At 52.6% G+C, this 13,570-nt stretch carries 17 protein-coding genes; 9 read left to right on the top strand and 8 right to left on the bottom strand.

Translation table 11 applies throughout. From position 1 onward, the window contains the following. Positions 1 to 58 precede the first annotated feature (58 nt). The 3 genes from holC to OGX83_RS03045 all read left to right on the top strand — a co-directional run bounded on the left by holC (position 59) and on the right by OGX83_RS03045 (position 4,067). On the top strand, positions 59 to 502 hold the full coding sequence (holC, locus tag OGX83_RS03035; protein ID WP_003830256.1) for a DNA polymerase III subunit chi: 444 nt from the start codon (positions 59 to 61) through the stop codon (positions 500 to 502). Next, the gene (locus tag OGX83_RS03040; protein ID WP_008786064.1) at positions 502 to 3,357 is read left to right on the top strand and encodes a valine--tRNA ligase; all 2,856 of its coding nucleotides are present in this window, start codon (positions 502 to 504) and stop codon (positions 3,355 to 3,357) included. Before holC ends, OGX83_RS03040 begins: the two co-directional genes overlap by 1 nt. A 206-nt stretch (positions 3,358 to 3,563) precedes the next feature. Continuing rightward, positions 3,564 to 4,067: a GNAT family N-acetyltransferase gene (locus OGX83_RS03045; protein WP_003025856.1), complete on the top strand. Its 504-nt coding sequence runs from the start codon at positions 3,564 to 3,566 to the stop codon at positions 4,065 to 4,067. A gap of 26 nt (positions 4,068 to 4,093) precedes the next feature. On the opposite strand, the gene OGX83_RS03050 is transcribed toward OGX83_RS03045, so the two are convergent. The 3 genes from OGX83_RS03050 to rraB all read right to left on the bottom strand — a co-directional run bounded on the left by OGX83_RS03050 (position 4,094) and on the right by rraB (position 6,325). Continuing rightward, complete coding sequence (locus OGX83_RS03050) at positions 4,094 to 4,924, bottom strand: hypothetical protein (RefSeq protein ID WP_032942198.1); 831 nt, start codon at positions 4,922 to 4,924, stop codon at positions 4,094 to 4,096. Between the two features lie 165 nt (positions 4,925 to 5,089). Continuing rightward, positions 5,090 to 5,848, bottom strand: a complete 759-nt coding sequence (gene miaE, locus OGX83_RS03055; RefSeq protein ID WP_008786061.1) for a tRNA isopentenyl-2-thiomethyl-A-37 hydroxylase MiaE — start codon at positions 5,846 to 5,848, stop codon at positions 5,090 to 5,092. A gap of 51 nt (positions 5,849 to 5,899) precedes the next feature. Further along, positions 5,900 to 6,325: a ribonuclease E inhibitor RraB gene (gene rraB / locus OGX83_RS03060; protein WP_003025845.1), complete on the bottom strand. Its 426-nt coding sequence runs from the start codon at positions 6,323 to 6,325 to the stop codon at positions 5,900 to 5,902. 98 nt (positions 6,326 to 6,423) lie between these two features. Between rraB and argL the strand changes: the two genes are divergently transcribed. After that, a complete protein-coding gene (argL, locus tag OGX83_RS22835; protein ID WP_373371225.1) occupies positions 6,424 to 6,519 on the top strand; it encodes a putative translational regulatory protein ArgL in 96 nt (31 codons plus the stop codon). Then, positions 6,489 to 7,493, top strand: coding sequence for an ornithine carbamoyltransferase (argF, locus tag OGX83_RS03065; protein ID WP_286587337.1), 1,005 nt, complete (start codon positions 6,489 to 6,491; stop codon positions 7,491 to 7,493). The genes argL and argF overlap by 31 nt, the downstream gene beginning before the upstream one ends. 106 nt (positions 7,494 to 7,599) lie before the next feature. Here the strand turns inward: argF and OGX83_RS03070 are convergent, their stop codons facing one another. Continuing rightward, complete coding sequence (locus OGX83_RS03070) at positions 7,600 to 8,052, bottom strand: YhcH/YjgK/YiaL family protein (RefSeq protein ID WP_048215052.1); 453 nt, start codon at positions 8,050 to 8,052, stop codon at positions 7,600 to 7,602. Between the two features lie 106 nt (positions 8,053 to 8,158). Then, positions 8,159 to 8,311 (bottom strand): hypothetical protein, encoded by a 153-nt coding sequence (locus OGX83_RS03075; protein ID WP_167820377.1) that lies wholly within the window; start codon positions 8,309 to 8,311, stop codon positions 8,159 to 8,161. On the opposite strand from OGX83_RS03075, the gene pyrL reads away from it, so the two are divergent. From pyrL to ridA, 4 genes are all read left to right on the top strand, one after another. Continuing rightward, positions 8,291 to 8,392 carry a pyr operon leader peptide gene (pyrL, locus tag OGX83_RS03080; protein WP_003025819.1) on the top strand — a complete coding sequence of 34 codons (102 nt, stop codon included), beginning with the start codon at positions 8,291 to 8,293 and terminating at the stop codon, positions 8,390 to 8,392. The genes OGX83_RS03075 and pyrL overlap by 21 nt on opposite strands. Before the next feature lie 36 nt (positions 8,393 to 8,428). Next, entirely contained in the window at positions 8,429 to 9,364 is a 936-nt protein-coding gene (gene pyrB / locus OGX83_RS03085) for an aspartate carbamoyltransferase (protein WP_003025818.1), read from the top strand. 13 nt (positions 9,365 to 9,377) lie between these two features. Next, positions 9,378 to 9,839 carry an aspartate carbamoyltransferase regulatory subunit gene (gene pyrI / locus OGX83_RS03090; RefSeq protein WP_003025816.1) on the top strand — a complete coding sequence of 154 codons (462 nt, stop codon included), beginning with the start codon at positions 9,378 to 9,380 and terminating at the stop codon, positions 9,837 to 9,839. A gap of 76 nt (positions 9,840 to 9,915) precedes the next feature. Beyond that, positions 9,916 to 10,302 carry a 2-iminobutanoate/2-iminopropanoate deaminase gene (gene ridA, locus OGX83_RS03095; RefSeq protein WP_000047544.1) on the top strand — a complete coding sequence of 129 codons (387 nt, stop codon included), beginning with the start codon at positions 9,916 to 9,918 and terminating at the stop codon, positions 10,300 to 10,302. Between the two features lie 91 nt (positions 10,303 to 10,393). Here ridA and OGX83_RS03100 read toward each other — a convergent pair whose 3' ends face one another. The 3 genes from OGX83_RS03100 to OGX83_RS03110 all read right to left on the bottom strand — a co-directional run bounded on the left by OGX83_RS03100 (position 10,394) and on the right by OGX83_RS03110 (position 13,260). Next, positions 10,394 to 11,680, bottom strand: a complete 1,287-nt coding sequence (locus OGX83_RS03100) for a TRAP transporter large permease (RefSeq protein ID WP_003830349.1) — start codon at positions 11,678 to 11,680, stop codon at positions 10,394 to 10,396. Positions 11,681 to 11,710: 30 nt separating this feature from the next. Then, positions 11,711 to 12,220 (bottom strand): TRAP transporter small permease, encoded by a 510-nt coding sequence (locus tag OGX83_RS03105; protein ID WP_020996255.1) that lies wholly within the window; start codon positions 12,218 to 12,220, stop codon positions 11,711 to 11,713. 62 nt (positions 12,221 to 12,282) lie between these two features. Next, on the bottom strand, positions 12,283 to 13,260 hold the full coding sequence (locus OGX83_RS03110; protein WP_048215053.1) for a TRAP transporter substrate-binding protein: 978 nt from the start codon (positions 13,258 to 13,260) through the stop codon (positions 12,283 to 12,285). Between the last annotated feature and the right edge of the window lie 310 nt (positions 13,261 to 13,570).

Raw genomic sequence — 13,570 nt, forward strand, 5'->3', positions numbered from 1 at the left:
GGGTAAGCGTAGCGCCACCCGGCTTTGCATTTAAATCCACAACAAGAAGCCCCATATCATGAGAAACGCAACGTTCTATATTCTGGACAATGACAACACCGTCGATGGCTTAAGCGCCGTTGAACAACTGGTGTGTGAAATTGCCGCAGAACGTTGGCGTGCTGGCAAGCGCGTGCTGATCGCCTGTGAAAACGAAAAGCAGGCTCTTCGACTGGATGAAGCTCTGTGGGCAAGACCGGCAGAAAGTTTTGTTCCGCATAATCTGGCGGGAGAAGGCCCCAGAGGTGGCGCGCCGGTAGAGATTGCCTGGCCGGAGAAACGCAATAGCAGCCCGCGCGACCTGCTCATCAGTTTGCGCGTTGGCTTTGCAGATTTTGCCACCGCTTTCACAGAAGTGATAGACTTCGTTCCTTACGAAGATTCTTTGAAACAATCGGCACGCGATCGCTACAAAGCTTACCGCGTGGCTGGTTTTAACCTGAATACGGCAACCTGGAAATAATGGAAAAGACATACAACCCACAAGATATCGAACAGCCGCTTTACGAGCACTGGGAAAAGCAGGGCTATTTCAAACCTAACGGCGATGAAAGCAAAGAGTCCTTCTGCATCATGATCCCGCCGCCGAACGTCACCGGCAGTTTGCATATGGGTCATGCTTTCCAGCAAACCATCATGGATACCATGATTCGCTACCAGCGCATGCAGGGTAAAAACACCCTGTGGCAGGCCGGTACCGACCACGCGGGTATCGCTACCCAGATGGTGGTTGAGCGTAAGATTGCCGCTGAAGAAGGTAAAACCCGTCACGACTACGGTCGCGAAGCGTTTATCGACAAAATTTGGCAGTGGAAAGCGGAATCCGGCGGCACCATTACTCGTCAGATGCGCCGTCTCGGCAACTCCGTTGACTGGGAGCGCGAACGCTTCACTATGGACGAAGGTCTTTCCAATGCCGTGAAAGAAGTCTTTGTTCGCCTGTACAAAGAAGATCTGATCTACCGTGGCAAGCGTCTGGTCAACTGGGACCCGAAACTGCGCACCGCTATTTCTGATCTGGAAGTGGAAAACCGCGAGTCTAAAGGCTCCATGTGGCACATCCGCTATCCGCTGGCTGACGGCGCGAAAACCGCAGACGGTAAAGATTACCTGGTCGTCGCCACCACCCGTCCGGAAACCGTACTGGGTGATACCGGCGTAGCCGTTAACCCGGAAGATCCGCGCTACAAAGATCTGATCGGCAAATTCGTTGTCCTGCCGCTGGTTAACCGTCGCATTCCGATCGTCGGCGATGAACACGCCGACATGGAAAAAGGCACCGGCTGCGTGAAGATCACTCCGGCGCACGACTTTAACGACTACGAAGTCGGGAAACGTCACGGCCTGCCGATGATCAACATTCTGACCTTTGACGGCGACATCCGCGAAACCGCGGAAGTTTACGACACCAAAGGCGAAGAGTCCGACGTTTACTCCAATGAAATCCCGGCTGAGTTCCAGAAGCTGGAACGTTTTGCTGCGCGTAAAGCGGTGGTTGCCGCCGTTGATGCCCTGGGCCTGCTGGAAGAAATTAAACCGCACGACCTGACCGTACCTTACGGCGACCGTGGCGGCGTGGTTATCGAGCCGATGCTGACCGACCAGTGGTACGTCCGTGCCGACGTGCTGGCAAAACCGGCGGTTGAAGCGGTTGAGAATGGCGACATCCAGTTCGTACCGAAGCAGTACGAAAACATGTACTTCTCCTGGATGCGTGATATTCAGGACTGGTGTATTTCCCGTCAGCTGTGGTGGGGTCACCGTATCCCGGCATGGTATGACAACGACGGCAATGTCTACGTTGGCCGTACCGAAGACGAAGTGCGTCAGGAAAACAACCTCGGCGCCGACGTTGCGCTGCGTCAGGACGAAGACGTTCTCGATACCTGGTTCTCTTCTGCACTGTGGACCTTCTCTACGCTGGGCTGGCCGGAAAATACCGACGCGCTGCGTCAGTTCCACCCAACCAGCGTGATGGTTTCCGGCTTCGACATTATCTTCTTCTGGATTGCCCGCATGATCATGATGACCATGCACTTCATCAAAGATGAAAACGGCAAGCCACAGGTTCCGTTCAAGACCGTCTACATGACCGGTCTGATTCGTGACGACGAAGGCCAGAAGATGTCCAAATCCAAGGGTAACGTGATTGACCCGCTGGATATGGTCGACGGTATCTCTCTGGCAGAACTGCTGGAGAAACGTACCGGCAACATGATGCAGCCGCAGTTGGCTGAGAAAATTGCCAAACGTACCGAGAAGCAGTTCCCGGACGGCATCGAGCCGCACGGCACCGACGCCCTGCGTTTCACCCTGGCAGCGCTGGCCTCTACCGGTCGCGATATCAACTGGGACATGAAGCGTCTGGAAGGTTACCGTAACTTCTGTAACAAGCTGTGGAACGCCAGCCGCTTCGTGCTGATGAACACCGAAGATCAGGATTGCGGCTTCAACGGCGGCGAAATGACCCTGTCTCTGGCGGACCGCTGGATCCTCGCTGAATTCAACCAGACCATCAAAGCGTACCGCGAAGCGCTGGATAACTTCCGCTTCGATATCGCCGCGGGCATTCTGTACGAGTTCACCTGGAACCAGTTCTGCGACTGGTATCTGGAGCTGACCAAGCCGGTCATGAACGGTGGTTCCGAATCTGAACTGCGCGGCACTCGCAATACGCTGGTTACCGTGCTGGAAGGTCTGCTGCGCCTGGCGCACCCAATCATTCCGTTCATCACCGAAACCATCTGGCAGCGAGTGAAAGTGATTTGTGGCAACACTGCAGATACCATCATGCTGCAGCCGTTCCCGGAATATAACGCCGCACAGGTTGATGAAGCGGCGCTGGCCGATACCGAATGGCTGAAGCAGGCGATCGTCGCCGTACGTAACATCCGTGCGGAAATGAACATCGCCCCGGGCAAACCGCTGGAGCTGCTGCTGCGTGGTTGCAGCGCTGATGCGATGCGTCGTGTGAACGACAACCGCAGCTTCCTGCTGAACCTGGCACGTCTGGAAAGCATTACCGTGCTGCCAGCCGATGACAAAGGTCCGGTCTCCGTGACCAAAATCATCGACGGCGCCGAGCTGCTGATCCCGATGGCTGGCCTCATCAACAAAGAAGATGAGCTGGCGCGTCTGGCGAAAGAAGTGGCGAAAATCGAAGGTGAGATTGCCCGTATCGAAGGCAAACTTTCCAACGAAGGTTTCGTTGCCCGCGCACCGGAAGCAGTCATCGCCAAAGAGCGTGAGAAGCTGGATGGTTACGCAGAAGCCAAAGCGAAGCTGATTGAACAGCAGGCGGTCATCGCCGCGCTGTAATTGCCTATGCCGGATAGCGCTGCGCTTATCCGGCAAACGGGCACCGTCATCGTAGGTCGGATAAGCGTAGCGCATCCGACACCACAGACGATAAAGCCTCTGACGCATATGCTCAGAGGCTTTTTATTGAATTATCCTCGCTTGCGCTTCCCCTCGCCGCAGTGGTATTAACTGCATATGTCTCACTTTTATGTCATGAGTTCGCTATGAGTGCCATTACCTCCGTCGCGGCAACGCTGCGTCGAATTTCTGCCGATGATAACGCCGCAATTGCCCGCGTTATCCGCAAAGTTTCCGCTGAATACGGGCTTACCGCCGATAAGGGGTATACCGTTGCCGACCCTAATCTGGACGAACTGTTCCAGGTTTACAGCCAGCCGGGCGCGGCCTACTGGGTGGTTGAGCAAAATGGTGAAGTCGTGGGCGGCGGCGGTGTTGCACCATTAGGATGTAGTGAACCGGACATTTGCGAGCTGCAAAAGATGTACTTCCTGTCGAGCGCGCGCGGTCAGGGGCTGGCGAAAAAACTGGCGCTGATGGCGCTCGAACATGCCCGCGAGCAGGGTTTTAAACAGTGCTATCTGGAGACCACAGCGTTTCTGACAGAGGCAATCCGCCTGTATGAGCATTTAGGCTTTGAGCATATCAGCGAAGCGCTGGGCTGTACCGGGCACGTGGATTGTGAAGTGCGGATGTTAAAGCCCCTCTGACCTTACGCCGAGAGGCTTTAGCCGCGTTACTGCATCTCGGCTGAGAGCATCAGTCGAATAACGCCAGCCGCGCGGGCGGTTGGCAGCTTCAGTACCTGTGACCAGAGATCCTGCACTATCTCACAGGCAATCTTCTCTTTGCCGATCGCTTTAGTCGGATCGGCCATGATCTGAATATCCGGCCCATAGCGCTGTACTAGCCCAGGACTTATTGCTTGCAGATCCTGCAGCGCCAGCTGTTTCTCTTCTGCCGTGACCGTATGTTTGTTCGGACCATAGGCAGCACGCATCATACTCATATCACTCGCCATACGACGGTTCATGATCTCATGCGGAACCAGACGTGCCGGGTTAATCCCCCCTTTCACTGCCGGAAACAGAAAGCGGAAGCATTCGTCATCACCGATTTTGGCCACAGCAGCGATCTGCTCAAGGTTAATTTTCATATATTCAATGACATTGGCATCTGGCGCCTGCTGCAATCTTGCCATTTGCAACTGAAGAATTTGCGGCTGTATCGCGTCGATAACCTGCTGTTCGCTACTCCCTGCTTTCTTCATCTGCGCAGCCTGGCTGATAATTTTTTGTGTCAGCTCAGGTTCCTGCTCCTTAATCACCTGAAACGCCGGATTGGAGAGCATCGCCTTTTCAAACTGCTGCTCTTCGGTCAGACCATAATCCGGGCTTTCGCGTGGGATCAGGTAGTGCACATCAAACAGATTCCACGCGATAATCGCCACCACAAAAACCACCGCGCCGGAGATCTTGCCCAGCCAGCCTTTTTTGCGAAACATGCCGACGACGATAGCAATCACCGCCCCGATATAACCTGCCAACAAAACGTGTGCCCAGTTCATTAACCATCCTTATGCCAAATCATCTCTGTTACGGGGATATATTTCCCCTTCGTGTGTTTTGATTATTACGGCAGCAGCGAGCGATTTCCAGCCACCAGATTTTGCTAACAGAAACAGGAAGGATTAATCCGCGCGGCGATGGACACCGCGCGTCAAACAAAGGAACTAAGCTGGCACACCGCTGTGGAAGCGGAATTCATCGTCAGGAGAGGTGATCAACGCGGCTTCTACTTCGCCAAAAAACCGCACCCGGCTACTGATATCATCGGCTGAAACCTGCTGCGCCAGCGCCAGGTAATCCTGATAGTGCCGCGCCTCGGATCGCAGCAGCGACAGATAAAACGCCTGCAAATCGTCATCCAGATACGGCGCCAGCGCGGCGAACCGTTCGCAGGAACGCGCCTCAATGTAAGCCCCGCAAATCAGTTTATCGATTAGCGTTAAAGGCTCATGGGTGCGTACCTCTTTGAGCATGCCTTTGGCATAACGGCTGGCGGTAATCTTGATATAGGGAATGTTGCGGCTCATCATCGCCTCACGCACCTGCCAGAAGTGATGCAGCTCTTCTTTGATAAGCAAAACCATGCTGTCGATAAGCTTGCGTCCCCACGGGTCGTCGGTTTGCGGCATCACGCTTTTGCTTATCTGTTTATTCAGCGCGATAAAATCCGGCTCATCTCCTTCTCTGAAAGCAAACGCTTCATAGGGTTTCAGCCAGTCCAACAGCGCCTGCGATCCCTGTTTATCCGCAACATACTTACGCACCAACAGCATCGCCGTTTGCGCCGCTTTCAGCTCACAGACGAGGTGATCGGTCAATAACAGAGGCAGATTCGCCGGGTCTCGCGCTTTATCAAGCCAGGCCTGGGGTGTTTTACAGTGCAGGAAGTTGTGGATCGGGGAGAGTATTTGCAGGTAATCCATACGTTGTCCTTGGCCTGCGGCAGCCTGGGCTACCGCAGGTCAGTTGATGACTTAGTGACGCACGCCGTCATCATCTTCGTCGACGAGGTCTTCATCGTCGCCGTCTTCACCTTCTTCGCCGTTCGGGTCTTCAAAATAGGTGCCCCAACCGTCATATTCCACATCGTATTTTTCAGCCAGGTTCATCAGCTGCTCAACCTGAGCATCGATCAACTCCGCATTCAGTGCACATTCGCTCAGAATGTCACAGCAAATAACCGTGTCGCCTTCTTCCACTTCCAGCTCTTCCGGCTCGGTCACTTCATAACCCAGCTTGAAGGCTTCTACTGCCGCTTTTTCCAGGGTTTCGAAGTCATCCGCGGAAAGGTGATGCTCGATGGTGTACAGCGCGTCTGGATCGCTGCCATCTTCGAGTAACTCTTCAATAATCAAGCGCGTTTCTTCACGCTGTTCTTCCAGTAGTTCCGGGTTTGCCATGGCTCGTTCCTCATAATGTCCTGCCGATACTCTTATTGTCACATACCGCTGTCATTGCCTCCACCTTTCCAGGAAAGATTTGTTAAACAAGGTTGCAAATGAATAAACATACATATAAATTGAATTTTAATTCAATAAATGGCCTAAGCCATGTGAGGGAACCATGTCTGCGTTTTATCAGAAACATTTTTTGAAACTGCTTGATTTCACCTCTGCTGAACTCACGTCACTGCTTCAGCTCGCCGCACAGTTGAAGGCGGATAAGAAAAACGGCACTGAAGTCGCAAAGCTCACCGGTAAAAACATCGCGCTCATCTTCGAAAAAGACTCAACCCGTACCCGTTGCTCTTTCGAAGTTGCCGCATACGATCAGGGCGCGCGCGTGACATATCTCGGGCCGAGCGGCAGCCAGATTGGCCATAAAGAGTCGATCAAAGACACCGCCCGCGTGCTCGGCCGCATGTACGACGGTATTCAGTATCGGGGCCACGGTCAGGAGATTGTCGAGACGCTGGCGGAATATGCCGGAGTTCCGGTGTGGAACGGATTAACCAACGAGTTTCATCCCACCCAGCTGCTGGCGGATCTGTTAACTATGCAGGAACACCTGCCGGGTAAAGCGTTTAATGAGATGACGCTGGTCTACACCGGCGATGCCCGTAACAATATGGGCAATTCCATGCTGGAAGCCGCCGCGTTAACCGGGCTGGATCTGCGTCTGGTCGCACCGCAAGCCTGCTGGCCGGAAGAAAGTCTGGTTGCGGAGTGCAAAGCGCTGGCACAGAAAAACGGCGGCAATATTACGCTGACCGAAGATGTCGCCACGGGCGTGAAAGGCGCGGACTTCATCTATACCGACGTCTGGGTATCAATGGGCGAGGCAAAAGAGAAGTGGGCCGAACGTATTGCGCTGCTGCGTAAGTACCAGGTTAATAGCGCGATGATGGCGTTGACCGGCAATCCGCAGGTGAAATTCCTGCACTGCCTGCCCGCGTTTCATGACGATCAAACCACGCTTGGCAAACAAATGGCACAGGAATATGGTCTGCACGGTGGAATGGAAGTGACCGATGAAGTCTTTGAATCCTCCGCCAGTATCGTATTTGATCAGGCAGAAAACCGGATGCACACCATCAAAGCGGTGATGGTGGCGACGCTGGCGAAGTAAGAGCATGGATGAAAAGAATGCCGGATAGCGATGCTAAGCATCTTATCCGGCCTACAACCGCGCTCCCGTAAGCCGGGTAAGGCGAAGCCGCCCCCGGCAAATACGCTTATGCCACCCGCATTTTCACCACGGCTTTGCGTACCAGCGCTGGTGCACCGACCGCGCACAGCGGTTTATGCACTTCGCCCGGATAGAACACCACGAAATCACCTTCGTTCAGCACCACCGTTTTTTCCTGTACCCCTTCCGGTAGGAAGGCGATATCTTTATCCGCCAGCCAGTCAGTTTCCGGCGCGCCCGCAGGCTGCGTGCTGAAGGTCATGCCTTCCTGACCTTTGAGCAGGATCTGAATATCCAGATAGCGCGCGTGATACTCGGCGCGGCGCTGTGCAAACGGCTCCGTCATATCTTCAGCAATCAGATAAAACAGACGATCGCCGTCGATGTCGTGCTTACCTTTTTCCGTCTCATCCGTCACATGCGCTTTAATGTGTTCAATCGCCTGACGCAGCTCTTCCGGCAGCCAGGCATCCAGGTTGTGAATATTGCCGACAATCATCTCAAACCCCTTAATTAAAACATCGTTTCATTTTAGTTGTTATACGAAAAAACGGTCTGCCATACTACTGCTATTTGCCGATATTTTGCGTCAACGCATGTTTATCTCATTGTTGCTGTTTGGCACTCAGGGTGAATGAATATTCATGAGAATCGTTTGCGATGAATAATTTGTGCATTTTTCGCTTGATCCCATAACGGAGCTGAGTATAATCGCGGACAATTTGCCGGGAGGATGTATGGTTCAGTGTGTACGACATTTTGTCTTACCGCGTCTGAAAAAGGACGCTGGCCTGCCGTTTTTCTTTCCGTTGATCACCCATTCCGAGCCCCTCAATTGAGGGGCTTTTTTTTTGCCCAGGCGTCAGGAGATAAACATGGCTAACCCGCTCTATCAAAAACACATCATTTCCATAAACGACCTCAGCCGCGATGACCTCAATCTGGTCCTCGCAACAGCGGCGAAATTAAAAGCTAACCCACAGCCGGAGCTGTTAAAGCATAAGGTTATCGCCAGCTGCTTCTTTGAAGCCTCAACCCGCACCCGTTTATCCTTTGAAACCTCCATGCACCGCCTGGGCGCCAGCGTGGTGGGTTTCTCTGACAGCAGCAACACCTCTCTGGGCAAAAAAGGTGAAACGCTGGCCGATACCATTTCCGTCATCAGCACCTATGTCGACGCCATCGTAATGCGCCATCCGCAGGAAGGCGCCGCGCGTCTGGCTACGGAGTTCTCCGGTAACGTTCCGGTACTGAACGCAGGCGACGGCTCCAACCAACATCCCACCCAAACGCTGCTGGATCTGTTCACCATTCAGGAAACTCAGGGTCGCCTGGACAATCTGCACATCGCCATGGTGGGTGACCTGAAATATGGCCGCACCGTCCATTCCCTGACCCAGGCGCTGGCGAAGTTCGAAGGTAACCGTTTCTACTTCATCGCCCCGGACGCGTTGGCCATGCCACAATACATTCTGGATATGTTGAATGAAAAAGGTATCGCCTGGAGCCTGCACGGCACTATTGAAGAGGTGATGGCGGAGGTCGATATCCTCTACATGACCCGCGTACAAAAAGAGCGTCTGGACCCGTCCGAATACGCCAACGTGAAAGCGCAGTTTGTTCTGCGCGCCAGCGATCTGAACGGCGCCAGAGCAAACATGAAGGTACTGCATCCGCTGCCGCGTATCGATGAGATCACCACCGACGTCGACAAGACGCCGCATGCCTGGTATTTCCAGCAGGCTGGCAACGGCATCTTCGCCCGCCAGGCGTTACTGGCACTGGTACTGAATAGCGAACTGGCACTGTAAGGGAGAAAAAGAGATGACACACGATAACAAACTGCAGGTTGAAGCCATCAAACGTGGCACCGTGATTGACCATATTCCCGCACAGGTTGGTTTTAAGCTGCTGACGCTGTTCAAACTGACGGAAACCGACCAGCGTATCACCATCGGTCTGAACCTGCCGTCAGGCGAGATGGGCCGTAAGGACCTGATTAAAATTGAAAACACGTTCCTGACCGATGAGCAGGTAAACCAGCTCTCCCTGTACGCGCCGCAGGCAACGGTAAACCGCATTGACGATTACGACGTGGTGGGTAAATCACGTCCGAGCCTGCCTGAGCGTATCGACAACGTACTGGTTTGCCCGAACAGCAACTGTATCAGCCATGCTGAGCCGGTTTCCTCCAGTTTTGCAGTGAAAAAGCGTGCCGATGACATCGCACTCAAATGCAAATACTGTGAAAAAGAGTTTTCGCATTATGTGGTGCTGGCCAACTAATTGGGGTTGGTTATGAGATCCCGGCTCCCTATAATGAGCGGGAACATTCTACTACCGCTGTAATTCAGGAGAAATCATGAGCAAGACTATCGCGACGGAAAATGCACCAGCAGCAATCGGCCCATACGTTCAGGGCGTTGACCTGGGTAGCATGGTAATCACTTCCGGTCAGATCCCGGTCGATCCGAAAACCGGTGCCGTAGCGGAAGACGTGTCCGCTCAGGCACGTCAGTCGCTGGAAAACGTAAAAGCTATCGTTGAAGCAGCAGGCCTGAAAGTGGGCGACATCGTAAAAACGACCGTTTTCGTTAAAGACCTGAACGATTTCGCAACCGTAAACGCGACCTACGAAGCGTTCTTCACCGAACACAACGCGACCTTCCCTGCGCGTTCTTGCGTAGAAGTTGCCCGTCTGCCGAAAGACGTGAAAATCGAGATTGAAGCGATCGCCGTTCGTCGCTAAGTCTCCTTGTGCCGGATGGCGGCTTCGCCTCGTCCGGCCAATGCACGGGTCGTTTACAGGCCCGGTAAGCGTAAGCGCCACCGGGCATTTATCACATCACGCCAAACAGTTTCGGCAGGAACAGCGAAATCGCCGGAATGTACGTCACGAGCATCAGCACCAGGAATAGCACAAGGTAGAATGGCAACATCGCCTTCACCACCTGCTCTATTTTCTGTTTACTCACCGCACTGGCCACAAACAGCACCGAACCTACCGGCGGCGTAATCAGGCCGATCCCTAAGTTCACCAGCATGATCATGCCAAAATGGACCGGATCAATGCCGAGCGCGTTGGTCACCGGCAGCAGAACCGGCGTCAGAATGAGGATCAGCGGTGCCATATCCATCAGCGTACCGATCAGCAGAAGCATGATGTTAATACACATCAGGATGACGTATTTGTTGTCCGAGATGCTGGTGAAGGCTTCAGTGATACGCATCGGCAACTGCATATAAGTCATGACAGCACCGAACGCGGCGGCAAAACCTATCAGGATCATGACGATAGTGACCGTTTTCACTGTGCGGAACATCAGCTTCGGCAGCTCAGACCATTTATAGTCACGATAGATAAACATGGTGACAAAGAAGGCCCACAGGCAGGCAATTGCCGCAGACTCCGTTGCGGTAAAGATACCTGACAGGATACCGCCCATGATGATCACAACGGTCATCAGGCCCCACAGCGTATCGACGAAAATCTTCAGCGCCTGGCGAAACGGTACACGTTCTCCTTTTGGATAACCGCGCTTGTGCGCAAAAGCCACGCACATCACCATCAGGCTGAGGCTTAACAGCAGCCCCGGCAGGATCCCGGCGATGAACAGCGCGGCAATCGACACCGTGCCGCCGGTCGCCAGCGAGTAAATAACCGAGTTATGGCTGGGCGGCGTAAGAATCGCCTGTACCGAACCGCTGGCCGTTACCGCTGCGGCAAAGTCACGCGGATAACCTTTTTTATCCATCTCCGGGATCATTACCGAACCGATGGACGCGGTATCAGCCACAGACGATCCGGAAATTGCGCCAAAAAAGGTTGATGCCACAATATTTACCAGCGACAGTCCGCCGCGGATAAAACCAACAAAAATATAGGCAAAGTTCACCAGTCGCCGCGCAATTCCCCCTTCGGCCATAATAGCCCCGGCCAGAATAAAGAATGGGATCGCCAGCAGCGAAAACTTATTCACCCCACTGGTCAGTTGGATCATTACCGCTTCCAGCGGAATATCTATGTACCAGGCCCCAATGATGGCGCTAATGCCAACCGCGTACGCTACCGGTACCCCAATCGCCAGCATAATGCCGAGCGTAAAGACGAGAATAAATGCATCCATCTGCTTTCCTTTCTGAAATGGGGGCGGTAACTAGCTGGTCGATCCCAGCATGACAACGGGACGTTGGTACTGCGGACCACGGAAAATCTTTTCAGCGATAAACAGCAGCGTTATGGCAGAGCCTATCGGCAACGGAAGATAGTTTTGCCCGGCGCTTAAAAGCGGGAATTCCGCCACGGGCTGGTCCCACAGTTCAAGACAGAGATTGGTTCCGTACCACAGAATGAACAGACTTATCGCCACCAACATAACGTCAGCGATTACCGAGCAATAACGGCGGGAAGCATCCCCCAGACGGTCAATCACCATGCTCACCGCGATATGCGAGCCTGCACGATAGCTCACCGCCGCGCCAATAAAGGTGAATGTCACCATACAGAGAATAGCGACGGGTTCAGGCCATGACAGGGCGTTATTCAGAACATAACGCGCGAATATGCCAATGGGGATAATGGCGACCATGACCAATAATGCGATACCGGCAATCCACATTGACACCCGATAAAGAAAATCCATTACCGATGAATAGCATTCACCCATAATTATCACCTCGAATTAATCAAAAGATTCAGGCGGAGGGTTGATATCCTCCACCTGATGAATTACTTCACATCCTGAATACGTTTGATCAAATCCTGGTGGTCTTTACCATAATTATCCCGCACTGACTGCGTGGCTTTATAGAAATAATCCGTATCAATATCGTGGAACTGAACGCCGTTGGCTTTCATGGTCTCCAGTGATTTCGCATTATAATCCTGCCAAAGTTTTCGTTGCTCTATCTGTGCTTCTTTGGCGAGTTTAATAATGAGATCCTGATCTTCTTTTTTCAACTTATCCCATTTAGCTTTCGAAAACAGAAAAAGCTCAGGAATAATAAAGTGTTTGCTCCAGGTATAGTTTTTCACGACCGGCAAATAGTTATGCGCAACAAACGTTGGCGGGTTATTTTCCGTGCCATCAATAACGCCGGTCTGCATGCCGCTAAATACTTCACTGACGCCCATGACAACGGAGTTAGCGCCCATCGCTTTCAGGGTATCCAGCGCTATCGGACTTCCTTGAACGCGGATTTTCATACCGTGTAAATCTTCCGGTTTCACCACCGGATTTTTGGTGATCAGGTTACGCGTGCCGGCATCCATCCAACCGAGAAACACCAGCCGCGATTTGGTATTGGCCGTCAGACGATCGCCAATTTCCTGCCCGATCATGCCGTCGAGAACCTTATGCAGATGGTCCTCATCGCGGAAAATATATGGCAGTGTAAACACGTTAATTTCAGGGAGAATGGCGGCAACAGGCGTCATTGAGACACGAATAATATCGATAGCGCCTAATTGCGCCTGTTCAATCATCTGTTTTTCATCGCCTAACACGCCACCAGGAAATGTTTTAATCTCCAGACGGCCGTCGGTCGCAGCGCTAAGTTTTTCCCCCATATGTTTCACTGCGACAACGTTCGGGTAATCAGCCGGATGCACATCTGCGGCGCGAAAAGTTTGTGCCAGCGTTGCATGACTCGCCAGGAATACAGACGCGCCAATACACAGACTTAACAGGTTTTTTGTCAGTTTCATTTGTCCTTCTCCAGAAGTTCATAATATCCATTAACAGGAATAGCTTGCAGAGCAAATGACTGCCGGAATTAAAAACGGGCAGCGAGAAACTTTCTTAACGACGTTACCTGCGCAGACTAACTGGTGTAACAATTTATTTCGATGACTGCGTTCACAAAAAATCGCAGATGCTTAAAATTTTTAGCACGCTGTTTCATTTTTGCAATGCAGATCGTTTTATTGATAAAAAAACAACGCAAGGAAGGCGATTTGATACTAATAACACCCGTTAGCATTTCAATAAAAATAAAACACTAATGTTGCGAGGTAA

The organism is Citrobacter sp. Cpo074, assembly GCF_030332745.1.
In the GTDB taxonomy this organism is placed as follows: domain Bacteria; phylum Pseudomonadota; class Gammaproteobacteria; order Enterobacterales; family Enterobacteriaceae; genus Citrobacter; species Citrobacter portucalensis.